Origin of the sequence: Halalkalibacillus sediminis (assembly GCF_002844535.1) — a bacterium.
Classification (GTDB): domain Bacteria; phylum Bacillota; class Bacilli; order Bacillales; family Alkalibacillaceae; genus Halalkalibacillus_A; species Halalkalibacillus_A sediminis.
This window is the reverse complement of sequence record NZ_PJNH01000001.1, coordinates 556,047-581,382: the sequence shown is the minus strand read 5'-3', so window position 1 is coordinate 581,382 and position 25,336 is coordinate 556,047. Positions and strand designations below refer to the sequence as shown.

The window sequence follows — 25,336 nt, the reverse complement described above, 5'->3', positions numbered from 1 at the left end:
CATTTATTTCCCTTCAAATCTTGGTTTTCTCTTTTCTTTGAATGCTTCAAGAGCTTCTAGTCGATCTTTCGTCGGTATCGTGTTCAAATAGCATTTTCTTTCAATCGACAATCCGGTATCGATGTCATGATCAAAGCCTTGATCAATCGCTTTTTTAGCCATTTGAACCCCAACAGGACCGTTCGAAGCAATGTCAGAAGCTAAAGAAATGGCACGTTCTTTCAAGTCAGCAGGGTCTACTACCTCTTGGATCAAGCCGATATCTTTCCCTTCAATACTGTCGAAACGTTGTGCTGTAAGTATATAATATTTAGCACTCGCGAGTCCGATCAGTCTCGCAAGGCGTTGGGTACCACCTGCCCCAGGAATTATAGCCAGGGAAGTTTCAGTCAATCCCATTTTTGCTTTCTTACTAGCGATTCGGATGTCACAACCTAAGGTAAGTTCGAGGCCGCCCCCAAACGCGGCACCATTAATCGCAGCAATTGTTGGGATGGAAAGTCTTTCAACTCTAGTAACCAATCGGCCGATCTGACCGACCGTTTGCACCACTTCTTCTTCACTCATGCCAGAACGTTCTTTAAGATCTGCACCAGCGCAAAAAGCTTTCTCACCTTCTGCTGTGATGACTAATGCTCTTAATTGGTCATTCATTTCAATTTGATCCAGTTGATCATTGAAATCTTTCATCAACTGTTTTGAAAAAGAGTTAGCGGCTTCCGGTCGATTCAGTGTTAATATCCCGATTTCGTCGTTATATAATTCAAATGTAACTGTCGACATGTATTAACCACACCTTTATTGCTTTTTGAAAATATTCATCTGTTTACTTGGCAATTGATTTTCTACATAATCCTGAATATATGAGGTAGCTTTCAATAATTCAGATTGATCAATTCCAGTCTTTATGTTCATTTCTTGTAGCATGTAATTCAAATCATCGGTAGAGACATTCCCGGTAGCTCCTTTAGCATAAGGGCAACCACCAAGGCCACCAGCAGATCCATCAAAAATATGGTAGCCAAGCTGCAGAGCTGCCACCGTGTTAGCTAACGCCATACCTCTAGTGTCATGGAAATGAAGGGCGATGTGATCTTTCATGAAATAACGTTCCAGCTTTTTCAGGAAAGCATCAACCTGTAGCGGGTTAGCAACGCCAATCGTATCTCCCAGAGATAGTTCATCGATGCCCATGTCGAATAGATTTTGGCAAACCGAAATGACCTGATTTTCATCGACCGCACCCTCGTAAGGGCAACCGAAAACAGTGGAAACATAGCCTCTCACTGATTTTCCTTCTTTTCTTGCAGCTTCTACCACCTCTTGAAGGACAGGGTACGTTTCATCAATTGATTTATTAATATTCTTCTTATTGTGTGTCTCGCTCGCAGACATGAAAATTGACACTTCGTCTACGTCTGCCTCAATTGCACGTTCGAGACCTTTCATATTTGGTACCAATGCAGCATAGGTCACATCAGGATTTCGTTCAATCTGTTTGGAAACTTCCACAGCATCCTTCAGCTGTGGAATCCATTTCGGATGAACGAATGAAGTGATTTCGATATAGGGTAGGCCTGTCTTTGAAAGCTGATTGATCCATTCGATTTTATTTTCAGTAGGTATCTGATCCGACTCGTTTTGTAAGCCGTCTCTCGGTCCTACTTCTTTGATGGTTACATCTAAAGGCAACTCCATGTCGAAACGCTCCTTTTATGACTTATTCAATAACTGCGATTACATCACCTTCGTTAACGAAATCACCTTCGTTAACTTTCAACTCTTTAATTGAACCAGATGCTTCTGCAGCAATAGGGATTTCCATTTTCATGGACTCAAGGATGACTACATCTTGCCCTGAATCGATGCTATCTCCTTCTTTAACAACTACTTTCCAAACGTTTCCTGCCATATTTGCGATTACTTCACTCATTTTAAATTCCTCCAGTTATTTTTTAATGTGTTCATCAATAAATGATGTTCTGGTTTGACCATCTTTGAAACTTTGATTTTCTACAATCTTTTGTAAAAGTGGGATATTCGTTTTAATACCTTCCACCTTATAAGCAGATAATGCTTCTTTCAAATGTCCAATTGCTTCATCTCTATTATTGCCTTTGACGATCAGCTTAGCAATCATCGGATCATAATAAGGCGTCACTTGATAGTTCGCTTTTACGGCAACTTCATTTCGCACATGATCACCTGTTGGAGCTTCAAATGCAGTAATGGTGCCTGGTGAAGGGAAGAAAGTCTCTGGATCTTCAGAATAAATTCTAACCTCAATCGCATGTCCATCGATCTTCAAATCTTCTTGTTTAAAAGATAAGCTTTCTCCATTTGCGATTCGTAACTGCTGTTCAACTAAGTCCACCCCTGTGATTTCTTCGGTAACTGGATGTTCTACTTGAAGACGAGTGTTCATTTCTAAGAAATAGAAGTTCTGGTCTTCATCTGCTAGAAATTCAATCGTTCCAGCATTTTTGTAGTTAATCGATTTGGCAGCGCGAACAGCAGCATCACCCATTTCAGAACGGGTTTGTTCTGTTAATAATGGTGAAGAAGCTTCTTCAACCACTTTCTGGTGACGACGTTGGATGGAACATTCGCGCTCGAATAAGTGTAAAGTGTTTCCATCATGATCAGCCAACACCTGAATCTCGATATGGTGAGCATTTTCAACCACTTTTTCCATAAACATCGTGCCATCACCAAAAAATTGCTCTGCTCGGCGAGAATTTCCTTCGAACGCTTTCGTCAATTCATCATCTGAATGAACGATTTGCATCCCAATACCTCCACCACCAGCAGAAGCTTTAAGCATGACAGGGTAACCCATTTCATTCGCTAATTTTATACCTTCCTCAGGCGTTTCAAGCGGTTCATTCGTTCCTGGAATAATTGGTACACCTGCAGCTTCCATACTTTTTCTAGCCGCAAGTTTACTACCCATTTTTTCGATAACATCTGCATCTGGACCAATGAAGACGATATTCTCCTCACGACAACGACGTGCGAAGTCTACATTTTCACTTAGCAATCCATAACCAGGATGGATCGCTTCTGCACCTGTTTCTTTTGCTACATTAATGATCTTTTCCACTTGTAAGTAGCTTTCATTGACTCTTGCTGGTCCAATCAGGTGTGCTTCATCAGCTTCACTTACAAAAGGAGCCTCTGCATCAGCCTCTGAGTATACAGCAACACTTTTTATATTCATGCGCTTACATGTACGAATGACTCTTGATGCTATTTCTCCGCGGTTAGCGATTAATACTTTTTGAAACATACTTCTACCCCCATTATTTACTATATCGTTTAATGGCATCGTCTCTTAATTTGACTTTTTGTATTTTTCCACTAGCAGTCATAGGAAATTCTTCTGTAAAATAAACAGCTTGAGGTACTTCTGAAGAACTGACTTCTTCTCTGCAATAATGGAGCACCTCAGCCTCTGATAAATCTGAGGACTCTCTGATCACCCAAGCTATAATGATTTCACCTGACTGTGGATCCGGGATGTTAACGACTTTAGCTTCTTTAATTTTACTGTGTTGTGACAATAGAAGTTCTAACTGATAGGGATCCACTTCATTTCCGTACTGTTGCATCATAGTAACGCCTCCCTACTTCCTCTCTCTTACTTCTTCCTCAGCCAGCGATTATCCTTCTTCAATCATGGTACTTCCTATTCAACAAACTAGCATCCTAGTTGTCTAGCGATGATTAATCGTTGAATTTCTGAAGTTCCTTCTCCGATTTCTAATAGCTTAGCATCTCTTAAATATCTCTCGACTTCATACTCTCTCATGTACCCATATCCACCATGGATCTGAATTGCTTGGTTAGCAGCGCGGAATGCTGTTTCCGTAGCGTATAATTTAGCAACTGCAGCTTCTTTTGTGAAGTTCTTTCCTTGGTCCTTTAACCAAGCAGCTTTCATGATCGCGTTACGTGCAAGATCAACTTCCATTGCCATATCAGCAAGTTTAAACTGAATTGCTTGGAAGCTGGATATTGGTTGACCGAATTGCTTACGTTCTTTTGCGTAAGCCAATGCCTTATCAAGTGAGGCTTGTGCAATTCCTAGACCAAGGGCAGCAATTGAAATGCGTCCACCGTCAAGTGTGTGAAGGAATTGCTTGAATCCTTTATCAGGATCACCTAATAAATTCTTCTGAGGAACTCGAACATCTTCTAAAACGATCTCAGCTGTATCTGAACCTCTTACACCCATTTTATCGTAATTACTGTTGATTGTAAGACCAGGTGTGTCAGTAGGTACGATGATTGCTGAAATAATATTGTTACCACGATCGTTCTTTCCTGTAACTGCAGTTACAATAATGTGCTTAGCAAAAGATGCATTGGTGATGTAGCATTTCTCACCATTGATGATGAAATCATCTCCGTCTTTTTTGGCAGTAGTTTTCGTACCACCTGCATCCGAGCCAGCGTTAGGTTCAGTCAAACCGAATGAACCAAGTGCCTTACCTTCAGCTAAAGGCTTTAAGAATTCTTCTTTTTGCTCTTCTGTTCCGAAGTAGTAAATTGGGCTAGCGCCTAGAGATACGGCTGCTGCATAACTTAATCCAGTACTACCACATACTCGACCGATTTCTTCTACTGCTAATGCATAAGTGATCGTGTCTCCACCTGATCCACCGTACTCTTCTGGAAAAGGAATCCCTAGTAATCCTAGCTCCCCAATCTCTTTAAAAATATCTTCTGGAAATTCAGCATTCACATCAATATCAATCGCACGTGGTGCAATTTTCGCTTCCGCAAAATCACGTACCATCTTTCTTGTCATTTCTTGTTCTTTCGTCAATTCGAAATTCATTTAAGTTTCCCCCTTCTATAATAGACCGACTGGTTGGTCTGTAACAAACGAAATGAAAACGCTTTCTAAAAGCGATAAAAAATTTTAATAACTGATTTCCTTATACAATTTTGAGTGCTTGTAATCATCTAATGCTTGATCTGTGAGAACTCCTCTGAACAAAATATCGATGTAAATCGAAGCGATCTCATCAATCGAATATTCTCCGTCTTTCCTGTACCATTGGTAAGTCCAGTTGACCATGCCAAGAATCGACATCCCGGTAATGATCGTCGGCAGTTCTTTACGAAACTCGCCACTTTCTTGACCATCTTCAATTACCTCTTGAATGATTCGTTTAAAGTCATCCCTTTTTTTCTTGATTTGTTCTTCATACTCTTTCTTGAGATATTTGTTTTCTTGGTAGAAAACAGATATGTGTTCATTGTATAAATCGAAGACTCTTACGAAAGATTTCAAGATTTCATGTAATTGGTACATTGGTTGCTCGTATTTTCTTCTGGCAAGGCTTGCTTCGTTGAGAACATATGTAATGAACAAGTCATGAATAACGTATAATAATTCGTCTTTTGAAGTGAAATGGTGATAAAAGCCACCTTTAGAAGTATTACACGACTCAACCAAGTCTTTCACTGAAACCCCATGGAACCCTTTTTCAGAGAAAAGAACGAGCGAAGATTGTATGATTTTTTCCTTTAGTTCACTCATAGCCCCCTCCTACTTCCTTTTGTCAATATTTTATCACAATTTAGAAAAGTGTCCAATACTGAATGTTTAGACATTTCGATATCAATCATTACCTGAAAATTTCACTATTTCTATTTCTCATCTTTTTTGAAGAAGCCAATCATAACAACTATGAATCCTAAACTTAAAAGATAAACCTCATAACCGCCTGTTCTAACAAATTCAGGTATATATAAAGCTAAAAGCATTATTGCTATTCCTAGTAACATAATTTTAGTAGAACGCATTTTTCTCTCCTTGCTCAACTAGAGCCAATCGTTGAGTGAATTTAATTGCCATGCTCTGTAATTACATTTCCGATATAGTCAAAAGCATCCTGTTGTGTAAGGTCATTATCTAGAGAGATTTCAAACTCGAACATTACCTCATCAAAGAATGTTACCGCACTAAATTCGCCGGAATCCTTTTCCATATAATGAACAGTCTGCTCATCAATTTCTTCACTTTCATATTCTAAATTTGGATCAGTTAAAAATTCTGAGTCCTCAAAGCTGATCGTGATTTGGTATTCTGCACTTTCGCTATAAGGTCCATAAATATATTCCATATTCAATGAATCTTCTTCACTTTTAATTTGCTCTTCAGTTTTAGATACTTCTTTTTCCTCTTCGAAAACTGAATAACCAAGAGTTGCTTTTTGTTCATTTTCAACGTAGTTGCCTTTGTTATAATGCTTTACATAACTTAATGAATGACCTTCAGGGTCGACAATATGTATATCGAAATCAAATGCTTCACTTAATTTTTCTTCAGCGTCTGTATAGTCTTCCTCATCATTTGGTGAACAAGCGAGCAATAATGATAGTAAAAGAATGCCAACGAAACTTATAACCTTCATTAATGTTTCCCCCTAAATAATCTCTAAATTATTTTGACTATGAAAATGATTAACTTTCTTTATCCTATTTTACCATAAATTAACTTTATGTTTTTTGATTAATTCAATTACTTGTTCAGTTTTATTGCGGTTAACCTAAAAAAAGCAGCTCAATTAAGGGTACAAATTGCATGTTTGTACTCCAAAAATGAACTGCTTGATAAAATAGTTATTTTAGTTTCTAATGTATTGAATCTTTTAGAAAGTAACCCCGAACCGTCTATTCTTCTTCGAAATATTTATTTCCATTTGGTTCGATCGTCGTTTCGATGACTGGTCCATGTTCATCAGTATCGACTACAAAAGATCCGTTACTATAGCGGTCGCTTTGTTTGAATTCGATAGGCATTACCGTTTTAACCTGCTGGTCTTCAGTAAACAACCTTATAGTTGCATCGTCTTTAGCTATATAGAATCCGACAATACGGTGTGGGTTCCGTTTGAGCTCTCTTAACATGACTAACCCTCTTCGCGCACGGGTACCCTGTTCAAATTCGGAAATACTCATTCTCTTACATGCGCCTCGGTTGGTAATGATAAACAAGGACGGATAGCTTAAGTCATCAAATACTTCACCATTGACGATATATTCGCCTTCTTTAAGTGACATAGATTTCACACCAGCTGCTTTTTGACCGACTGCACTGACTTCTGATTCGTGGAACCATAAGCCATATCCAGTATTTGATGCTAAGAAAATTTCGTTGTGACCGTTCGTTAATTGAACATTAACTACTTCATCTGAACCTTTTAGTTTCATTCCAGTAATTGCTCGTGAATAACGCTGTACTTTGTAATCACTTAACTTCGTTTTCTTAATCATTCCATTTCTTGAAATCGATAAGACATATTGCTCTTCATTAAATTCTCTGATTGGAATTGCTTGGATAATATTTTCGTCTCGTTCGATCGGTATGATATTGGCTATATGCTGCCCCATGTCTTTCCACTTGATATCGGGTAGTTCATGGACAGGAATGTATAAGAAGTTCCCTTTATTAGTAAAAAGCAATAGCGTATTGGTCGTGTTGATTTCAAATAAATGGTTTAATCGGTCGTTATCTTTCATTTGCACGTCTTCAATCTTAGAAGCATTAAATGAACGGATGCTTGTTCTTTTGATGTAACCTTCATTTGTGATTGAAAATATCACGTCTTCAGGTGGTACGATAACTTCTAGATTGATTTTAATGTCTTCAATCTCAGATTCAATTTGTGTTCTTCTGTCTGATTTATATGTCTTTTGAACTCTCTTCAAATCTTGCTTAATGACATCCAATAATTTATTTTCGTCAGCTAGAATCGCTTTTAGTTCTGCAATGATTTCTTTTAAACGATCTGCTTCAGTTTCTAGGTCGGTTATGTCTGTGTTCGTCAAACGGTAAAGCTGTAACATGACAATCGCTTCAGCTTGTCTCTCGGTGAAGTCATACGCCTCGATTAAACGCTCTTTTGCATTTTGTTTATTTTTCGATGCTCTGATCGTTGCAATCACTTCATCCAATATCGAAATAGCATAAATTAGACCTTCAACTATGTGAGCACGATCTTCAGCTTTTTTCAAATCATGTTTGGATTGACGTTCGACTACTTCTTTTTGGTGGGAAATGTATGCATCAAGAATTTCATGTAGTGTCATCACTTTAGGTGTTTTATTCGAGATTGCGACCATATTAAAGTGATAAGTAATTTGTAAATCTGTGTTTTTATATAAGTAGTTCAAAACACCTTTACTATCCGTATCTTTCTTCAATTCAACCACAATTTGAAGGCCGGTTCGGTCGGTTTCATCGCGGACTTCTGAAATACCTTCTACTTTACGATCCAGACGAAGTTCATCCATCTTTTTCACTAAGTTGGCTTTATTGATTTCATATGGCAACTCAGTGATAACGATTTGTTCTTTTCCACCACGCAACGGCTCGACTTTTGCTAAACCACGCACTACAACTTTGCCCTTACCTGTTTCGTATGCTTTTTTGATTCCATCGACACCCTGAATAATGCCTCCTGTTGGAAAATCAGGACCAGGCATTTTCTTCATCAATTGATCTGTCGAAGCTTCTGGATGACTCATTTTATAAATGACCGCGTCGATGACTTCCTTTAAGTTATGCGGTGGAATATCTGTTGCATAACCTGAAGAAATTCCAGTAGATCCATTAACTAATAGACTCGGAAACTTTGCAGGAAGTACTACTGGCTCATGATCTGTGTCGTCAAAGTTAGAAATGAAATCTACGGTGTCTTTATCAATATCTTGAAGTAATTCGGAAGATATGCCTGAAAGTCTAGCTTCTGTATAACGCATGGCAGCAGGTGGATCTCCATCGACACTCCCGTTGTTTCCGTGCATTTCAACAAGTTCTTGTCTAAGTTTCCACGTTTGGCTCATTCGAACCAATGCTTCATATACAGATGAATCACCATGCGGGTGATAATTACCAATAACCGTACCGACCGTTTTGGCAGACTTACGGAAAGGTTTGTCGTGCGTATTACGCTCTTCATGCATCGCATAAAGAATACGTCTTTGAACAGGCTTCAATCCATCTCGTACATCTGGAAGAGCTCGGTCTTGAATAATATATTTACTGTATCGTCCGAAACGATCACCTATTACTTCTTCTAATGGTAAATCTAAATACTTCGCTTCCTCAGGCAACTGTCTTCCTCCTAATTATGCAATTTCTCATTATCTAAAATGGTATCTCCGTCACCCATCGTAAAGGCGACATTACTTTCAATCCATTTTCTTCGAGGTTCTACTTTGTCTCCCATCAGCGTAGTCACGCGACGTTCAACTCGAGCTACATCCTCAATTGTCACTCGGATCAATGTTCTAGTTTCAGGGTCCATCGTTGTTTCCCAAAGTTGATCTGCGTTCATTTCACCGAGACCTTTATATCGTTGAATGTTATAACCATTCTTAAACTCTTTTAATAAATCTTCTAATTTCTCTTCATCCCAGGCATAGTCTTCTTTTTTCTTCTTCCCTTTCCCTTTGCTCACTTTGAACAATGGTGGAAGAGCGATATATACTTTACCTTCTTCAAGCAGTTCGCGCATATATCTGTAGAAGAATGTCAGAAGTAAGACTTGGATGTGTGCACCATCGGTATCTGCATCTGTCATGATGATAACTTTATCGTACTGGCAATCTTCTATATTGAAATCGGCACCTACACCTGCATTGATTGTATGCACAATTGTAGCGATTTCCTCGTTTTTGAAAATATCATCGATTTTCGCTTTTTCTGTATTGATTACCTTCCCTCGAAGTGGCAACACAGCTTGGAATCTACGGTCGCGACCTTGTTTCGCAGAACCACCTGCAGAATCACCCTCTACTAAGAACAATTCATTCTTTTGAGGATTCTTGGACTGAGCAGGAGTTAGCTTCCCGCTTAATAGTGAGTCTCTACGCTTACGCTTCTTACCATTACGCGCGTCCTCTCTTGCTTTACGAGCCGCTTCTCTTGCCTCTCTTGCTTTAATAGCTTTTTTGATCAGCATCTTAGATACTTCAGGGTTCTCTTCTAAAAAGTAAGAAAGCTGTTCACTGACGATGCCTTCAACTACACTACGTGCTTCAGGTGTTCCCAGTTTACTCTTCGTTTGACCTTCGAACTGTAATAATTCTTCTGGAATCCTAGTAGAAACAATCGCAGTAAGCCCTTCTCGAATATCGTTTCCATCCAAGTTTTTCTCTTTTTCTTTTAATAATTGCATTTTTCTAGCGTACTCATTAAAAGCACGTGTGATTGCTGTTCTCGCTCCGGACTCATGAGTACCACCATCTTTTGTTCGCACATTATTTACGAACGAAAGAATGTTCTCTGAGTAACCGTCATTGTATTGAAAGGCAAAATCTACTTCAATTCCTTTTAGCTCACCCTCAAAAGAAATGATCTGATCATGTAGCCCATCCTTCTCTTCATTCAGGTAAGCCACAAACGATTCAAGACCATCTGGATATAGGAATTCGTCTTGCTGGGGTTGTTCATCACGTTCATCGATCAAGACAATTTGAATTCCTTTTAAAAGAAACGCCGCTTCTCTCAAACGTTCAGATAGCAAATCATATTGATAATGGATCGTCGTAAACATCGATGGGTCTGGCTTGAACCGGATTGTCGTACCCGATTTCTTCGTATTCCCTCGATCTTCTAACGTAGTAGCCGGTTTACCCCCGTCCTCAAAGCGCTGGTAAAACTTCTTACCATCTCTGAAAATATGAACTTCAACCCACTCAGAGAGAGCATTAACAACCGAGGCACCTACCCCGTGAAGACCACCACTTGTTTTGTAGCCACCTTGCCCGAATTTACCTCCTGCGTGTAGAACGGTGAAAATAACTTCAGGAGTTGGTTTGCCAGATTTATGCATCCCTGTTGGCATACCTCTTCCTTCATCAATCACAGAGATCGATTCATCTTTATGGATAATTACTTTGATCGTTTCACCGAATCCAGCTAAAGCTTCATCCACCGCATTATCGACGATTTCAAAAACTAAATGGTGTAAACCTCGGTGATCGGTGCTTCCTATGTACATTCCTGGGCGCTTTCTTACAGCATCTAATCCTTCTAATACCTGTATCGAGTCATCGTTATATTGATTTGTCTGAGTCAATCGTACGACTCCTTTCTCTACCATCGTCCAGTTATTTTATGTGAATAGAAAACCTCTGCTTACGCAGAGATTTTCATGTGACAACTTTGATTATTTGCCCATCGTTACGGCATGAGCTACCTTTATGCATAAGTCCATTATGACTGTAAAGTCCTTCTCTTTCAATATCTCGTAAGCTTTTTCGTCATAAACACCCTGTTGAGCCCAGAAAACTTTACAATCTGTTTGGACAGCTTCTTTGGCAACATCCTCCAAAAATTCAGATCTTCTGAATACATTAATGATATCGATCTGTTCTGGAATTTCTTTAAGAGATGAATAACTTTTTTCACCTAGAACCTCATTAACATTAGGGTTTACCGGGATGATCTTATATCCATTTTCCTGCATAATCTGTGATATTTGATAAGACGTACGATGCTGTTTATCAGATAAACCGACCACCGCAATCGTTTTCGCTTCTTCTAAAACTTTTTTAATTTGATCGTTTGATGGATTTTGCATTTAGAGTCACCCTTTCAATTAATCTTAGGTTATAGAATAGCTTGTTTCATTTTAATTCTCAACACTTGGCTATTCATCACTTTCACGATATTGATCCAGTTTCTCTTTAATCAATGGCCAGATCGATTCATTCGCGAAGGATTCTTCCCAAGTAGCGATGCCAGGTAAATCATACTTTTTAACAAGTTCAATTCTACTCGATATCGACTGTGAGTTTTCTAACCACAACTTGTACGATTCATTAGATTCTTCCACAAATAAATAATCTTGGCCGGCATCCTCGTCAAAAGCTACCTCTTCTTCTTGATTTTCCGTCCACTGTTTTGCCTCGTCCATGGAAAACACTTCAGAGGACACTTCTGAATCTGTTTCTGTCCATAACCTAGTATACAACGGAACGCCTAGAATGAGTTGGTCGTTTGGTACAACTTGAAGTAGTTCATCTAATTCCCGGTCCACCCAGTCAAGTTCAGCCACACTTCCAGCTACTGTTGATCGTGCAGGATGTTGATCATATGCCATAACGACAAGGTAATCGACTAACTGGACGAGTTCTTCTCGGTCATAGAAAAGGGACCAATTACCACTCATCGATAAAAATGTGATATCCATCGAAACGACGAGCCCCTTATTATGAGCTAACGGCACAAGCTCTCGTATAAATTGGGTGACTAAATCTTGGTCTTGGTAATTCACATTTTCAATATCTATATTCAGCCCATCTAACTGATAAGTTTCCGCTTTTTCAAGAAGTTGATCGATGACACGTGAACGTTTTTCAAAGCTTTTGAAGACTGCTGACGTCCGATCAGGGTCAAAATCGTTTGAAAATAGGGCCCATACTTCTTTACCTTGCTCTTGAGCTGATTCGACATAGCTTTTTTTGCCGTAATCTCTAATGTTACCTTCCGAATCAGTTAAGTGAAACCACGTAGGTGAAATTACATCAACTCCGGGTAATGATGGAGCATTGTCTGGAGTTGAAGCGGATTGATACATGGCATCCCAACTCATGTGTAAAGGTTTATCAATATTATGTTCAACAGGTTCAAAAGGATCATTCAAAGGTTCAATCAGACTTGTTTTTAAAATAGATACAGATTCTTCAGGTAAATGCCCGATCTCTCCAGATTGTAATAGTATCCGGTAAAAATCGTTTGCTTGTTCAATCACCCAGAACTCATCATCTTCAACTTCTTTAAAGTAAGAAGATTGGTAGTTGGGTGAATGGCGTACTCTTCTATCATCTAAATCTGTATCTTCTGAAAGTTGAGCTGAAATTAATTCGTTCCCTGCTGTAACGAGATAAAGTTGTTCTTGTTGAGGAAGATATTCAAATGCTAGACCATAAATATCCTGCAACTGTTCAACTGAGATAAACGCTTCTTCTCTATCAAGAATGGCCGGAGAGTAATCCGATTCTTCTTTTTCACGATTAACCGAACGACTGAAATCATTCAATGGAAATTCGATCACTTTTGTTCCAGTGGTTAAAATAACAGCAGCATCTCGCTCGTTATAATATATTCGATCATCAATATGTTGTTGGGCTGTGACTACAGGAATATATATTTTATCCTGATGAAAAATGAAGTTTTCTTCAATGGTTTCCTGGTCAATCATGATGGAATTTTGTTCGTTGATATATTCATTGAATTGATCGGAAGGTTGTAAATAGAAATAAAAGGCAACGACCAATGCCCCTGCCAACAAACTAATAATCAATAAAGAGGTTTTCAAATTTGGGGTGTTACTGGTGGTTGATCGTGATTTTGTGCTCATACTTCTGACCTACCCCCTATCTAACAACATTTTATACTAGATTCATTGGATTGAACATAGAAATATAAGTAGAAGAATCGCTCTCGTCTCTCCTGGAACAAGTGAAAAGCCTTCTTTTAATCGACTTATTTTGATAAAATAAAAGAAATTATACTATTAAAGGAGTACATTATGGATTATCTAATTTTCGCAATCATTGCTTATTTAATCGGCTCGACGCCATCAGCTCTCATCATCGGAAAAACATTTTACCAGATTGATATACGTGAACATGGGAGTGGGAACTTAGGAGGAACTAACACTTTTCGTGTGTTAGGTATTAAAGCGGGAATAATTGTTTCCTTGATGGACATCATTAAAGGTGTAATCCCTGTCCTGCTAGCAATTTCCTTTGCTCCTTCGACGCATCCTTTAATCATTGGAATTTTCGCAGTTATTGGTCATACATATCCCATTTTCGCCAAGTTCAAAGGAGGAAAAGCCGTTGCTACCTCAGGCGGTGTGATTCTTGCAGTCAATCCTTTCGTCTTTTTCATTGCATTAGCTGCATTCTTCCTTTTCTTAAAATTGTTTAAGTATGTTTCTCTTGCTTCAATATTGACAGCCATAACTGCTGTTATTTCATCTATTGCCTTTCAGGAAGTTGGATTAACAATCATCACTGTTCTACTTGCTTCTTTTGTCATTTACAGACATACCGACAATATCAAAAGAATCAAGAACAAAACAGAACCGAAAATAACTTGGCTATAAGCAACAAAACACCCAGGAACGGAGGGATGATTTTGTCAAAGAAATTATTGATCATCTCAGCTAGTATAAGTGTAGTGTTATTATCATTGCTTTTATTTTTCTTATTTAATAATGAGCAAAGCGATATAAATAATAACAGAACAGCAGAACAACATAATAAAATATCGAATTTTGCCATGGAAACGAAATCCTATCAAGCATCAATCAAGTTGAACGGAATCGGCGACTTATTAATTCATTCACCTGTGTATGAGGACGCTGAAACCAATGGTAGTTATGATTTCACTCCAATGTTCGAACCAATTGAGAAATATTTAAAAAATGCCGATATAACAATCGCTAACCAAGAAACGATTCTTGGGGGAACTGAAATCGGTTTATCCACCTACCCATCCTTTAACTCGCCGTTTGAATTAGGTGATGCACTAAAAGAGGTCGGGGTTGATATCGTTTCGATTGCAAACAACCATACGTTAGACCGTGGAGAAAAAGCTATTATGAATGCCACTGGCCATTTGAATGATATCGGCCTTGAATATGTTGGCGGATACCGTAGTGAGGAAGATCGTAACACGCATAGAATACTCAATAGAAAAGGTATTTCTGTCGGTTTTCTCTCTTACACTTATGGGACAAACGGTATACCCGTCCCTGAAGGAAAAGATTATCTAGTCAATCTGATAGACGTTGACACAATGTTAGAAGACCTTGAGGAGATAAAATCCGAAACTGACTTTGTTGTTGTCAGTATGCACTTTGGTCAACAATACCAACCTCTACCAAATGAAGAACAGGAATTTTTATCAGAGCTTTTAATTTCTGAAGGTGCAGATGTCATATTGGGGCACCACCCACATGTATTACAGCCTGTGGATTGGATATCTTCCGAAGACGGGGATAAAGTCGTTTATTATTCCCTTGGAAACTTCTTATCCGCACAAGAAGGAACTGAAAGGTTAATCGGAGCAATCTCGCAAGTTGAACTGACAAAAACAATAGAAGATGGTTCTGTCAAAACGAAGGTTTCAAATGCAAAATTAATGCCAACATACAACCTGCATGACTCAGAAACCAATTTCCGTATCGTTCCGTTGGCTGACATAACAGACGATCAACTTGAAGGGGCAAACTCTTGGTATGAAGATACAGAAGAATTAATTAAAACTTTTACAGATGATATAGACGTAGTTCCTTACCTTGAGTAAGTTCAATGAATTGAATGACAAAAACAGCATCATGTATACTATGAATGTAGAATAAAAGAAATCAAGATTATTCTTCTTATGAAAGGAGATACAGATATGAACGAAGTTTCAACGAAAAAACAACTACCTACCAAATCAGATCGCCATAAATTGTTCGGTTCAGTCGATCCTGGGCCACGTACAAAACCAGAAGAAAAAAGTGAAATGGTTGATCTGCAAAATACAAAGAAAGACTTCTTATTCGAGCTTGATGCTGTTGGTATATCCAATGTTAAGCACCCAGTAAGCATCCAGAGTGGAATTGCTCCCAATAAGCAATCAACGATCGGAACCTTTTACTTCGCCTCTACGATTTCACAAGATAGTAAAGGTACGAATATGAGTAGGTTCACTGAGCAGCTTCAGTCTTATAGTCAGAATGAATTCGAAGTGAATATACCAACTCTTAAGAAGTTTGTATATGAATTACACACTCGTTTGAACCAAAGAGATGCCGAATTGTCGGTTTCATTTCCTTGGTTTTTCGAAAGAAAGGCACCATACACTGGGCAATCAGGTATGAACCATGCAGAGGCATGGATGGATGTACGATATGATCAAGACACAGGCTATGATATAACTGTTGGGCTCACAGGTAAGGTAACAACCTTATGCCCTTGTTCTAAAGAGATCAGTGAATATAGTGCGCATAACCAACGTGGAAATTTAACGATGGAAGTCAAACTTGATGAAACCTTTGATGATTCTAAGGTTGATTGGAAAGAAGTGTTGTTAGAAGCGGCTGAATCCAATGCAAGTGCCCGTATCCACCCTGTCCTTAAACGTCCTGATGAAAAAATGGTGACGGAGCAAGCTTTTGAAAATCCACGTTTTGTTGAAGATATGGTTCGCCTAGTAGCTGCAGATTTGTATGAGATGGAATTTGTAGAAAAATTTTATGTAGAATGCGTCAATGAAGAATCGATCCATTTGCATGATGCGGTAGCTTCCATCACTTACGACAAGATGTCGGACAAGTAAAGTTGGTTTCTTATGAAAAAGATATTCATCCTCTTGATTAGAGGATATCAAAAATTCATATCGCCTATGCTTGGACCTTCGTGCCGCTTTCATCCGACATGCTCGCAATACAGTCTCACTTCATTTGAGCGTTTTGGAGTATTCAAAGGTCTATATTTGAGTATTAAAAGGATATTAAAATGTCACCCCTTCCATCCTGGGGGATTCGATCCAGTGCCAGAAAAAAAGAAGAACCAGAATTCTCATTAAGAGTTCTGGTTCTTCTTGTTTGGTTTTTTTAATCGCTCTAACTGCCATAGTTTATTTTCAGCCTTTAATATATCTTGTTGAAATGAACCGATCAGGTCGAAGTGTGGATACTTTTCATTTTCATCAATCCATCCTGGTTTCAAACCGTACTTTTTTCCCCACTCAATCAGTTTTTGCCTATCACAACAACCAACCTTGGTAACGGTTGTCATACCAGGAAATTTCTCTGTTTTCCAGAAATGTGTGATGAAAGCGATTCTTCCTTCTTCCGCCTCTCTTTTCCATTCCCTCAGTTCATCTCGCTTTATTCCGAAAGCCATCTTTAATCCTCCATTGCTTTTTGGTAGGCTTCATGCCAATCGGGGAAATGTTTTTTTATAGAAATTGGTCTGAAATTCGATTTTTTAACACAAACATGTGAAGTGGTGCCTGAAACAGCAAGCTCCCCTTCTTCATTATAGACTTCATATCTGTAAACGACTCTAAATCCTGTATATTCCTGAATCACTGTTTTTACCGTAGCTGTTTGTCCATAACGTAACGGGCGCTTATACTTCACATCCAGGTCAGTTACAGGGGAAACTACACCTTCAGCTTCCATATCTGCATAGTTGAAGCCTAGATCCTCAATCAGGTTAGTTCTCCCGATCTCAAACCATACAAGATAATTAGCGTGATAAACGACTCCCATTTGGTCGGTTTCTTGATACCTTACTTTAACGTCAGTTTCATTTATTAGCATATAGGACTCTCCCTTTTTCATAATACACAGTCATTTTATCACAAAAGAAAAGAGCTGGAGATTATCCAGCTCTTATTGGTCGTGAAATTCATCTTTGATTTCTTCTCGCATACCGTCAATAGACTGACGTCTTCGATCATTTTTCTCTTTGATAGCTTGAGATTGTTCCTCATTAGACCGTTCAGCTGAATGCTCAGCTTCTTGGATATTTTCCAATGTGTTTTCAATGTTTTGTTGAAGCTTGTCCACATTGTCTGATCGATCATCAGGTTTAGCGTTTTTTCTAGGATAACCACGCATGTTCATCGACTCCTTCCAATCATTATCATGCTTATTATAGGGAAAAGTGAGAATATTATGCGTGTTTCTTAGGTTTGATGACTTCCATACGACGATCCAACTTTTCATAGATCTGTTCAATCGAACGAGGATCATTCAAAATTCTTTGTTTTTCTGATTCAAAAAGTGCTGTAAATGATTGTTGATTTCTTTTTCTCACGGTTGGTCGCTCCTTTTTTCTTAAAGGATGACCAACTTTTTGAAATATTATACTAATTTAATCCAATTGTTCTATCTTCTTTTCCATCTCTTCATAACTCATTGCCCCAGATTTCGGTGGCAGTTGCACGACTCCTTCAGTATTGATGAAGTGTGTAGTTGGGAGTGATAGTGCTTTGTATCGCAAACTGACTTCATTCGTCTCATCAAATAAAATTGGGAAAGTTAAATCGTATTCGCCGACAAATTTTACTGCGTCTTTCTTTGAAGTTTCTGAACCAGTTACATTTACGCCTACGATTGCAACTTCATCACCATATTTTTCATGGATGTCTTGCATATGTGGCATTTCAGCTCTACAAGGACCACACCAACTTGCCCAGAAGTTGAGTAAAACCTTTTTTCCTTTGAAATCATTAAGCTCCACTTGATCACCATCCATATTCGTCAACTGAAAATTAGGAGCAGCTTCTCCGATCTCAATCTTTTTATTAACATCTTCCATTCCTTCAGGTACAACAAAGACAGCGCCACTTTCAGAACCCTCTTCTTCCTGCTCTTGATCTCCGGCCATTACGTTGTATACGATAATACCACCAAGTGTTAATATGATTCCTAAAGCAATTAAACGTTTGAAAAGCATTAGACTTTCTCCTTCCCGAACTTCCACTCAGAAAATAATAAAATTAATGAGACTATTATCGCAAAGATTGTCCATTCAAAATATAACTGCAGTTCTTCAGTCGCCACGCGGAATATAACCCATACAATTAAAATCCATCTTAATAAACGGAAGAACATTATAAGTGTATATCTATTGAAGACAGCAAAATATACTAGAACACTAATATATATGAACCCTTCAATTAAAAATATGTACTCCTTTAATTGATTATAATCAATCAAAACATCAATACTTTTAATGAAAACCCCACTGGTTAATACAAGAATCAAATTATCTGTAAGAGGCAACCCATATTTTTTAGCATGAAAATAAGAATAAATTCCTGCCGATACTCCAGCAAGCAACATCCCCCATTCCCCACCGAAAAAATAAAGAATTACAATTGGGTTCTCCGCCAGGTCAGCAGGATGGTAAAAGAAATAGCTAAGTTTCCATACAATGAAGAATACGATCCATGCTTCCGTTATCAGGTCAAATGCCTGTTTGGGGGTTATGGACAACTGATGTCGTTTCGCTAAACCACTGGCCAAAAACCCTGATATTAAAATTGAAAAAATGATGATTAAATGAGGAATATAAATATTAAATGGGCCTAGTTGCCACATACCTAACATATTCTTAGCTCCAATAACTTAGATTTCATTTTTACTATAACAGAAATGATTAGATGCTAGTGAAAACTTGTCTTACAAATTGATGAACAGTGTTTTAAATATTTAGCTCTGTTAACATTCATTCACCTATAAGTGATTCGTTAGTATCAACAACAAACTTTGACAGAGCTAAATATATAAAGAAACTCTCCCTATGTAGTCTTTTCCTTCTGTTCAGTTCAAATACCTCCACACTCTACACTCACTAATTCAATATTTAAATTATAGAAAAAAAGAGCACTTGCCTCAGCAAGTGCTCTCCTTAATAAATTATATTGTTTGGAGTTTCTGGCGTAGTACCATTTGAAGGATACCACCGTGACGGTAGTAATCAACTTCCACATCACTATCAAAGCGTGCTACAACTTCGAATACAGTTTGTTTACCGTCTTCGTCAGTTGCAGTTACTTGTACTAGATCGTGAGGTTTAACGTCTTCTCCGATTTGTACGTCGAATGTTTCGCGTCCAGTCAATCCTAGTGATTCAATGCTGTCCTCTTGTTTGAACTGTAGAGGTAGAACACCCATCATTACTAAGTTTGAACGGTGGATACGCTCAAAGCTTTCAGCGATGACTGTTTTGATACCTAATAAGTCAGTACCTTTTGCAGCCCAGTCACGAGAGCTTCCCATACCATAATCTTGACCAGCTATAATACATAGATCCGTGTTGTCTTCTTTGTATTTCATAGCAGCGTCATAAATCGGCATGATTTCTTCAGTAGGCCAGTAAGTTGTGTACCCGCCTTCTTTACCTTGAGCAATTTCGTTACGGATACGGATGTTACCGAACGTACCTCTCATCATCACTTCGTGGTTACCACGACGAGAACCATATGAGTTGAAGTTACGTGGAGATACATCTTTATCCATCAAGTAACGACCTGCAGGCATATCCTTTGGAATAGCGCCGGCTGGTGAAATGTGGTCAGTCGTGACGGAGTCACCGAATTTACCGATTACACGCATACCATTCAATGCAGTAACTTCTTTCGGGTCTTTAGACATCTCTTCAAAGAATGGAGGGTTCTGAATATAAGTTGATTCGTCATCGAACTCATATAAAGGCTCATCAGTTGTTTCGATTTTATTCCACTCTTCGTTGTTGTTGAACACACCTTCGTATTCTTTACGGAAGATTTCAGGTGTTACAACTTTAGAGATTTCATCTTTGATCTCTTGAGATGAAGGCCAGATGTCTTTAAAGAATACATCATTTCCATCTTTATCTTTTCCAAGTGGTTCGTTATAGATATCAACATCCACTGTTCCAGCAAGTGCGTAAGCTACCACCAATGGAGGTGATGCCAAGTAGTTGGCACGAACTAGCGGGTGGATACGTCCTTCGAAGTTACGGTTTCCTGATAGTACGGATGATACTGTCAGATCGTTTTCAGCGATTGCTTCTTCGATTTCTGGAAGCAACGGACCTGAGTTACCAATACAAGTCGTACAACCATAACCAACTAAGTTAAATCCTAATTTGTTCAAGTAATCCATTAATCCAGCGGCTTCTAAATAGTTAGTAACTACTTTCGAACCTGGTGCTAATGAAGTTTTAACGTAATCAGGTACAGTTAATCCTTTTTCAACAGCATTTTTAGCTAATAGTCCAGCACCTAGCATTACGTGTGGATTTGAAGTATTTGTACATGACGTAATTGCAGCAATCGCAACCGCGCCAGTTTTCATTGTTGTTTGAGAACCGTTATTGAACTTAACGACAGCTTCTTTTTCTTTCTCTTTTTCTGTTAAGCCGAAACCTTGGTTACCTGCTGGTGCAGTAATCGCTTCGTTGAAAGATTTCTTCATTGCAGATAAAGGAATTAAGTCTTGTGGACGTTTTGGTCCTGACAAGTTTGGCTCAAGTTCTTCAAGATTGATTTCTACCAACTCAGAGAACTCTGGATCTTCTTGATCTGGTGTATAGAATAAATCATTCTTCTGTAGATATTCTTTAACCATTTCGACGTGCTCTTCAGAACGTCCTGTCAAGCGCATATATTCAAGAGATTCATTATCTACCGGGAAGAAACCACATGTAGCACCATATTCAGGAGCCATGTTAGAAATCGTCGCACGGTCAGCAAGTGGCATTTCTGTAAGTCCTGGTCCGAAGAACTCAACGAACTTACCTACCACGTTTTTCTGACGTAGTACTTGAGTAACTTTCAGTGCTAAGTCAGTAGCTGTTGTCGCTTCTGGGAAGCTACCTACTAATTTGACACCGATAACTTCTGGAGCTGGGAAGTAAGAAGGCTGACCTAGCATACCTGCTTCAGCTTCGATACCACCAACACCCCAACCAAGTACACCAAGACCGTTGATCATGGTCGTATGAGAGTCAGTACCAACTAGAGTATCTGGGAAAGCATCGTAAGTGCCTTCGTCGTTTTCAACTGCATGTACCACGTTCGCTAGGTACTCTAAGTTTACCTGGTGAACGATACCTGTTGCAGGTGGAACCGCTTGGTAGTTATTGAACGCTTTTTGTGCCCAATGTAGAAATTCATAACGCTCTTTATTACGTTCGAATTCCATTTCCATGTTTAGACGTAAAGCATCAGGAGTACCATATTTATCTACCTGTACAGAGTGGTCGATAACCAAGTCTACAGGTACTTCTGGATTAATAGATTCTGGAGTACCGCCCATATCAACCATAGCTTTTCTTAAAGAAGCTAAGTCTACTACTGCTGGAACCCCTGTGAAGTCTTGTAAGATTACTCTTGAAGGTTTGAAAGGAACGTCAGTGCTATCCCCTTGGCCCCACTTCGCTAATTTTTCAATGTGTTCATCTTTGATGACATGTCCGTCATGTTGACGTAAGACTGATTCTAAAAGCACACGGATAGAATAAGGTAAACGAGAAATTTTACCGATTCCCTGCTCTTCTAATGCTTTCAGGTGATAATAATTGTACGTTTTGCCATTTTGCTCAAACTGTTTCTTGGCGTTAAAAGCATTTTTAGCTGTCATTAGATTTACCCCCTCATGGAATATGTACGTTTATGTTTCTTCAAATTGTCGGTTTATACAGAAACATATACTATTTTCTGCCCTTATATATTTTATATGAAAAAGCCTTATAAGTAAAACGATTGAACGACTTTTTGCCATGAAATCTATTTATAAGGTTTCCATTATTGTTTTTATAGCTTGTTTCAAATCTCTTTCTTCCGAAATATCAATTGTACGAAAGTCCAGCAAGACAGATTCGTGATCAATACGTGAAACAATGGGTATATGCGCACTACGCAATTCAGTTGCCAATTTTTCTGCAATCTTATTCTTCACACGTAAAGATACACCGTAAGAATCAAGGACAACTTCTGGCAAAGTCCCTCCACCTACTTGCGACTGAAGTTCAACCGGAGTTACCTCCATATCTGTACTAGATGGTAGATCATTTAAGAATATTTCCACACGATTCTTGATTTGTGCTTGAGTCTGCAAAATATCACGCAATGTCGGAATCTCTTTTTTAGATGTTTCACTGTCTTTTAATGTTAATTTAAGTGTCTCTTCTAAGGCTGCATAACTCATCTTATCAATCCGGAGTACACGAGCTAACTGGTGTTTTTTCAATTGATCAATAAGGTGCTTTTTTCCTGCAATGATCCCCGCTTGTGGACCTCCCAGAAGTTTATCAGCACTAAACGAAACAAGATCCGCATGCTCCGCTACTTCTTTTACTAATGGTTCACTACCAATGCCGCAAGAAGTTAGGTCATAAAGCATACCACTACCGAGGTCTTCAAAATATAGAATTCCTTCACGTTTGGCTAAGGCAGACAATTCTTTTCGATCGACTTCTTCTGTGAAACCTATCATGTGAAAATTACTTGTATGGACTTTCATTAACATCTTCGTCTTATCACTGATTGCTTGCTCATAATCAGAAAGGTGCGTTTTATTTGTTGTACCTACTTCTCTTAAACTTGTGCCGCTCTCTTCCATGATCGATGAAACTCTGAAACTTCCACCAATCTCTACTAATTCTCCTCTAGATACGATTGCTTCATACCCTTTTGAAAAAGCTGATAAAACCATATATACACTAGCAGCGTTGTTATTCACGACGATCGCTGCTTCAGCACCAGTCAATTCACAAATATAATCCTCAACAAGACGATGTCTGGAACCTCGCTTCCCTCTCGACTGATCATATTCGAGAGTACTATAGTTGCGAGCGACATCTGTAACACGTGAGACTGCCTGCTCTGCAAGCCGTGCTCGACCTAAATTCGTATGTAAAACCGTCCCAGTGGCATTGATTACTCTTTTAAGATTTGGAGAAAAGTAATCATTCACTTTTACAATCACACGATCTGTGATTAAGCTCTCGAAATCATCAGTATTCAATTCATCACCAGTTTTTTTGATTAGTTCTTGGCGTAACTCGTCAACTACTTTTTGAACAGAGGACTTCAATAATTGCTGAGGTAAGTGTTGATCCTGGGCAAAAGTTGTCAATTTTTTTGAAGAGAGAATTTGATGAACGGGTGGAATTTTTCTTAAAGATTCACGACTCATGATTTCACCTCATGGAAAATGATAGGATTGAACACCATCTAGAAAATGAATCAATCATTATTATGGCGCGCATGTCTCCATGCACGCCTTTTTAAATTAAGATTCCATTTTTTTGATGATATCTTCTGATTCTGGGAATACTCCAGTATCCTTTTTAGAATATAGCTTATCTCCGTTGACGATCACTTCAAACGCTCCTCCACCTGAAGGAACCAATGTCATTTCAGTGATGTCATGGCGAAAATGTGAAAATAACTCATCTGCGAAACTCGCAGCTTTTGGTGCGTAGTTTCACTGCATGCAAAACTCGACAGAAACTTTATAACTCATAAAATTACCCCCTTATGTGTTTACACTCTTTAGAGTATTAAATAGTTTGTCAAATTTCAACTATTTTCAGTCATTTCATGTTATTCGATTGTTCGGTATAATGAAATTAGACATAAGGAGGTGACACCTTTGAATAGAGATAAAGATGAAATCATACGATTGACATCCCTTTCATCGAAAGCTGGTTGAGGATGCAAACTCGCTGCAAGCGAACTGACTCAAGTTTTGAGTCAAGTACAAACACATGAAAGAGACGAACAAGTACTTTTTAGTCAGAATACCTCAGATGACGCTGGAGTTTATCAACTGACAGATGACATCGCATTGGTTCAAAGTGTCGATTACTTCACGCCGATTGTCGATGACCCTTACCTTTTTGGTCAGATAGCCGCTTCTAATGCTGTCAGTGATATATATGCCATGGGTGCTGAAGTGAAGACTGCTTTAAATATTGTCGGATTCTCTGTAAAGAAATACGGCGCGGATATTTTATCGCAGATCCTTCAAGGAGCCGAAGACAAAATTCACGAGTCAGGCGGTTCAACTATTGGCGGACATTCGATTGACGACGATGAACCTAAATTCGGTTTATCAGTAACAGGTGTCGCTCACCCTGATCGCATTTACACGAATCAAGGGGCTAAAACTGGAGATGCCTTAGTCCTAACCAAACCGATTGGCATTGGCATCATCACGACGGCCATCAAGAAAGGTTTAGCAAGAGAAGAAACGGCCCAAGAAGCAATTGATTGGATGCTACAGCTTAATAAACGAGCTGCTGAACTTTTCAAAAAGTATCCAGTCCACGCAGTTACAGATGTGACTGGTTTCGGATTACTCGGACATGCTCTTGAGATCGCTGAAGGTAGTAATCAAACATTAACTATCCATTCAAAAGATGTTCCTGTCATAAAAGGCACTAGAGATTTATTAGCACAAGGCGCGGTCCCAGGAGGAACTAAAGAAAACCTCAAGTGGATCGAGTCTAAAGTGAACTTTGAAGATTCACTTACTGAAGAAGATCAATTATTACTTTCTGATGCTATAACTTCAGGAGGATTGTTACTATCAATGCCTCACGATCAAGCTGCTGAGTACATCAAAGAATTTGAATCTGTTAAGGGTTACCAAGCTTCGATAATAGGACAAGTAGAAGATAGGAAATCCCATGCTTTAAACATAAAATAGGCTCAATTCGTCTATTTTGATATCTAAATTATAAAAACTGAGCTTTGAACTGGTTAATAGTATTCCGTTCAAGGCTCAGTTTTGTTTTT

General features: G+C 38.7%; 26 protein-coding genes and 1 pseudogene. 5 read left to right on the top strand and 22 right to left on the bottom strand.

Features of this window, described 5'->3' with window-relative positions; genetic code table 11:
• Window positions 1–3 precede the first annotated feature (3 nt).
• The 13 genes from CEY16_RS03030 to CEY16_RS02975 all read right to left on the bottom strand — a co-directional run bounded on the left by CEY16_RS03030 (window position 4) and on the right by CEY16_RS02975 (window position 13,388).
• A complete protein-coding gene (locus CEY16_RS03030) occupies window positions 4–783 on the bottom strand; it encodes an enoyl-CoA hydratase-related protein (protein ID WP_101330489.1) in 780 nt (259 codons plus the stop codon).
• Window positions 784–798: 15 nt separating this feature from the next.
• Complete coding sequence (locus CEY16_RS03025; RefSeq protein WP_101330488.1) at window positions 799–1,698, bottom strand: hydroxymethylglutaryl-CoA lyase; 900 nt, start codon at window positions 1,696–1,698, stop codon at window positions 799–801.
• A gap of 22 nt (window positions 1,699–1,720) precedes the next feature.
• Complete coding sequence (locus tag CEY16_RS03020) at window positions 1,721–1,933, bottom strand: acetyl-CoA carboxylase biotin carboxyl carrier protein subunit (protein ID WP_101330487.1); 213 nt, start codon at window positions 1,931–1,933, stop codon at window positions 1,721–1,723.
• Between the two features lie 15 nt (window positions 1,934–1,948).
• A complete protein-coding gene (locus CEY16_RS03015; RefSeq protein WP_101330486.1) occupies window positions 1,949–3,289 on the bottom strand; it encodes an acetyl-CoA carboxylase biotin carboxylase subunit in 1,341 nt (446 codons plus the stop codon).
• A gap of 13 nt (window positions 3,290–3,302) precedes the next feature.
• Window positions 3,303–3,614, bottom strand: coding sequence for an AMP-binding enzyme (locus CEY16_RS03010; protein WP_101330485.1), 312 nt, complete (start codon window positions 3,612–3,614; stop codon window positions 3,303–3,305).
• An 86-nt stretch (window positions 3,615–3,700) separates the two neighbouring features.
• A complete protein-coding gene (locus tag CEY16_RS03005) occupies window positions 3,701–4,843 on the bottom strand; it encodes an acyl-CoA dehydrogenase family protein (protein ID WP_101330484.1) in 1,143 nt (380 codons plus the stop codon).
• A gap of 84 nt (window positions 4,844–4,927) precedes the next feature.
• Window positions 4,928–5,551 (bottom strand): TetR/AcrR family transcriptional regulator, encoded by a 624-nt coding sequence (locus tag CEY16_RS03000; protein ID WP_101330483.1) that lies wholly within the window; start codon window positions 5,549–5,551, stop codon window positions 4,928–4,930.
• A 110-nt stretch (window positions 5,552–5,661) separates the two neighbouring features.
• Window positions 5,662–5,817 (bottom strand): hypothetical protein, encoded by a 156-nt coding sequence (locus tag CEY16_RS15100; protein ID WP_162297829.1) that lies wholly within the window; start codon window positions 5,815–5,817, stop codon window positions 5,662–5,664.
• 41 nt (window positions 5,818–5,858) lie between these two features.
• Window positions 5,859–6,428: a hypothetical protein gene (locus CEY16_RS02995; protein ID WP_101330482.1), complete on the bottom strand. Its 570-nt coding sequence runs from the start codon at window positions 6,426–6,428 to the stop codon at window positions 5,859–5,861.
• A 259-nt stretch (window positions 6,429–6,687) separates the two neighbouring features.
• Window positions 6,688–9,132, bottom strand: a complete 2,445-nt coding sequence (gene parC, locus CEY16_RS02990) for a DNA topoisomerase IV subunit A (RefSeq protein ID WP_101330481.1) — start codon at window positions 9,130–9,132, stop codon at window positions 6,688–6,690.
• A gap of 11 nt (window positions 9,133–9,143) precedes the next feature.
• On the bottom strand, window positions 9,144–11,126 hold the full coding sequence (gene parE / locus CEY16_RS02985; RefSeq protein WP_202908589.1) for a DNA topoisomerase IV subunit B: 1,983 nt from the start codon (window positions 11,124–11,126) through the stop codon (window positions 9,144–9,146).
• A 66-nt stretch (window positions 11,127–11,192) separates the two neighbouring features.
• Window positions 11,193–11,606 carry a CoA-binding protein gene (locus CEY16_RS02980; protein ID WP_101330479.1) on the bottom strand — a complete coding sequence of 138 codons (414 nt, stop codon included), beginning with the start codon at window positions 11,604–11,606 and terminating at the stop codon, window positions 11,193–11,195.
• Window positions 11,607–11,675: 69 nt separating this feature from the next.
• Window positions 11,676–13,388 (bottom strand): glycosyl hydrolase family 18 protein, encoded by a 1,713-nt coding sequence (locus tag CEY16_RS02975; RefSeq protein ID WP_101330478.1) that lies wholly within the window; start codon window positions 13,386–13,388, stop codon window positions 11,676–11,678.
• A gap of 171 nt (window positions 13,389–13,559) precedes the next feature.
• On the opposite strand from CEY16_RS02975, the gene plsY reads away from it, so the two are divergent.
• From plsY to yidD, 4 genes are all read left to right on the top strand, one after another.
• Complete coding sequence (plsY, locus tag CEY16_RS02970) at window positions 13,560–14,141, top strand: glycerol-3-phosphate 1-O-acyltransferase PlsY (RefSeq protein ID WP_101330477.1); 582 nt, start codon at window positions 13,560–13,562, stop codon at window positions 14,139–14,141.
• Window positions 14,142–14,173: 32 nt separating this feature from the next.
• A complete protein-coding gene (locus CEY16_RS02965; protein ID WP_238378741.1) occupies window positions 14,174–15,346 on the top strand; it encodes a CapA family protein in 1,173 nt (390 codons plus the stop codon).
• 96 nt (window positions 15,347–15,442) lie between these two features.
• Window positions 15,443–16,366, top strand: coding sequence for a GTP cyclohydrolase FolE2 (folE2, locus tag CEY16_RS02960; RefSeq protein ID WP_101330476.1), 924 nt, complete (start codon window positions 15,443–15,445; stop codon window positions 16,364–16,366).
• Between the two features lie 12 nt (window positions 16,367–16,378).
• Complete coding sequence (gene yidD, locus CEY16_RS02955) at window positions 16,379–16,615, top strand: membrane protein insertion efficiency factor YidD (RefSeq protein WP_101330475.1); 237 nt, start codon at window positions 16,379–16,381, stop codon at window positions 16,613–16,615.
• On the opposite strand, the gene CEY16_RS02950 is transcribed toward yidD, so the two are convergent.
• The 9 genes and pseudogenes from CEY16_RS02950 to CEY16_RS15095 form a co-directional block, all read right to left on the bottom strand.
• Window positions 16,612–16,935: a hypothetical protein gene (locus CEY16_RS02950; RefSeq protein ID WP_101330474.1), complete on the bottom strand. Its 324-nt coding sequence runs from the start codon at window positions 16,933–16,935 to the stop codon at window positions 16,612–16,614. The two genes, yidD and CEY16_RS02950, sit on opposite strands and share 4 nt — an antisense overlap.
• Before the next feature lie 2 nt (window positions 16,936–16,937).
• Complete coding sequence (locus CEY16_RS02945; protein ID WP_101330473.1) at window positions 16,938–17,357, bottom strand: acyl-CoA thioesterase; 420 nt, start codon at window positions 17,355–17,357, stop codon at window positions 16,938–16,940.
• Window positions 17,358–17,429: 72 nt separating this feature from the next.
• A complete protein-coding gene (tlp, locus tag CEY16_RS02940; protein ID WP_420795506.1) occupies window positions 17,430–17,657 on the bottom strand; it encodes a small acid-soluble spore protein Tlp in 228 nt (75 codons plus the stop codon).
• A 55-nt stretch (window positions 17,658–17,712) separates the two neighbouring features.
• Entirely contained in the window at window positions 17,713–17,856 is a 144-nt protein-coding gene (locus CEY16_RS02935) for an FbpB family small basic protein (RefSeq protein ID WP_101330471.1), read from the bottom strand.
• A 57-nt stretch (window positions 17,857–17,913) separates the two neighbouring features.
• The gene (locus tag CEY16_RS02930; protein ID WP_101330470.1) at window positions 17,914–18,498 is read right to left on the bottom strand and encodes a TlpA family protein disulfide reductase; all 585 of its coding nucleotides are present in this window, start codon (window positions 18,496–18,498) and stop codon (window positions 17,914–17,916) included.
• Window positions 18,498–19,154, bottom strand: coding sequence for a hypothetical protein (locus CEY16_RS02925; protein WP_101330469.1), 657 nt, complete (start codon window positions 19,152–19,154; stop codon window positions 18,498–18,500). The genes CEY16_RS02930 and CEY16_RS02925 overlap by 1 nt, the downstream gene beginning before the upstream one ends.
• Window positions 19,155–19,463: 309 nt before the next feature.
• Window positions 19,464–22,172 (bottom strand): aconitate hydratase AcnA, encoded by a 2,709-nt coding sequence (gene acnA, locus CEY16_RS02920; protein WP_101330468.1) that lies wholly within the window; start codon window positions 22,170–22,172, stop codon window positions 19,464–19,466.
• Between the two features lie 150 nt (window positions 22,173–22,322).
• A complete protein-coding gene (gene selA, locus CEY16_RS02915) occupies window positions 22,323–23,729 on the bottom strand; it encodes an L-seryl-tRNA(Sec) selenium transferase (protein ID WP_101330467.1) in 1,407 nt (468 codons plus the stop codon).
• Between the two features lie 96 nt (window positions 23,730–23,825).
• Window positions 23,826–24,008, bottom strand: a pseudogene (locus CEY16_RS15095) (Rdx family protein); the annotation flags it as partial.
• 180 nt (window positions 24,009–24,188) lie between these two features.
• Here CEY16_RS15095 and selD point away from each other — a divergent pair.
• On the top strand, window positions 24,189–25,247 hold the full coding sequence (selD, locus tag CEY16_RS02905; protein WP_101330465.1) for a selenide, water dikinase SelD: 1,059 nt from the start codon (window positions 24,189–24,191) through the stop codon (window positions 25,245–25,247).
• Window positions 25,248–25,336: the final 89 nt, after the last annotated feature.

Excerpts from the sequence above, each read along its gene's own strand:
- folE2 (WP_101330476.1), top strand. The coding sequence starts at position 15,443 with ATGAACGAAGTTTCAACGAAAAAACAACTACCTACCAAATCAGATCGC.
- CEY16_RS02930 (WP_101330470.1), bottom strand. The coding sequence starts at position 18,498 with ATGCTTTTCAAACGTTTAATTGCTTTAGGAATCATATTAACACTTGGT.
- CEY16_RS02925 (WP_101330469.1), bottom strand. The coding sequence starts at position 19,154 with ATGTTAGGTATGTGGCAACTAGGCCCATTTAATATTTATATTCCTCAT.
- CEY16_RS03010 (WP_101330485.1), bottom strand. The coding sequence starts at position 3,614 with ATGATGCAACAGTACGGAAATGAAGTGGATCCCTATCAGTTAGAACTT.
- selA (WP_101330467.1), bottom strand. The coding sequence starts at position 23,729 with ATGAGTCGTGAATCTTTAAGAAAAATTCCACCCGTTCATCAAATTCTC.
- plsY (WP_101330477.1), top strand. The coding sequence starts at position 13,560 with ATGGATTATCTAATTTTCGCAATCATTGCTTATTTAATCGGCTCGACG.
- CEY16_RS03000 (WP_101330483.1), bottom strand. The coding sequence starts at position 5,551 with ATGAGTGAACTAAAGGAAAAAATCATACAATCTTCGCTCGTTCTTTTC.
- acnA (WP_101330468.1), bottom strand. The coding sequence starts at position 22,172 with ATGACAGCTAAAAATGCTTTTAACGCCAAGAAACAGTTTGAGCAAAAT.
- CEY16_RS02945 (WP_101330473.1), bottom strand. The coding sequence starts at position 17,357 with ATGCTAATAAATGAAACTGACGTTAAAGTAAGGTATCAAGAAACCGAC.
- CEY16_RS03005 (WP_101330484.1), bottom strand. The coding sequence starts at position 4,843 with ATGAATTTCGAATTGACGAAAGAACAAGAAATGACAAGAAAGATGGTA.
- CEY16_RS03030 (WP_101330489.1), bottom strand. The coding sequence starts at position 783 with ATGTCGACAGTTACATTTGAATTATATAACGACGAAATCGGGATATTA.
- CEY16_RS03015 (WP_101330486.1), bottom strand. The coding sequence starts at position 3,289 with ATGTTTCAAAAAGTATTAATCGCTAACCGCGGAGAAATAGCATCAAGA.
- parE (WP_202908589.1), bottom strand. The coding sequence starts at position 11,126 with ATGGTAGAGAAAGGAGTCGTACGATTGACTCAGACAAATCAATATAAC.
- CEY16_RS02950 (WP_101330474.1), bottom strand. The coding sequence starts at position 16,935 with ATGGCTTTCGGAATAAAGCGAGATGAACTGAGGGAATGGAAAAGAGAG.
- tlp (WP_420795506.1), bottom strand. The coding sequence starts at position 17,657 with ATGCGTGGTTATCCTAGAAAAAACGCTAAACCTGATGATCGATCAGAC.
- CEY16_RS02980 (WP_101330479.1), bottom strand. The coding sequence starts at position 11,606 with ATGCAAAATCCATCAAACGATCAAATTAAAAAAGTTTTAGAAGAAGCG.
- yidD (WP_101330475.1), top strand. The coding sequence starts at position 16,379 with ATGAAAAAGATATTCATCCTCTTGATTAGAGGATATCAAAAATTCATA.
- CEY16_RS03020 (WP_101330487.1), bottom strand. The coding sequence starts at position 1,933 with ATGAGTGAAGTAATCGCAAATATGGCAGGAAACGTTTGGAAAGTAGTT.
- CEY16_RS02975 (WP_101330478.1), bottom strand. The coding sequence starts at position 13,388 with ATGAGCACAAAATCACGATCAACCACCAGTAACACCCCAAATTTGAAA.
- CEY16_RS15100 (WP_162297829.1), bottom strand. The coding sequence starts at position 5,817 with ATGCGTTCTACTAAAATTATGTTACTAGGAATAGCAATAATGCTTTTA.
- CEY16_RS03025 (WP_101330488.1), bottom strand. The coding sequence starts at position 1,698 with ATGGAGTTGCCTTTAGATGTAACCATCAAAGAAGTAGGACCGAGAGAC.
- CEY16_RS02995 (WP_101330482.1), bottom strand. The coding sequence starts at position 6,428 with ATGAAGGTTATAAGTTTCGTTGGCATTCTTTTACTATCATTATTGCTC.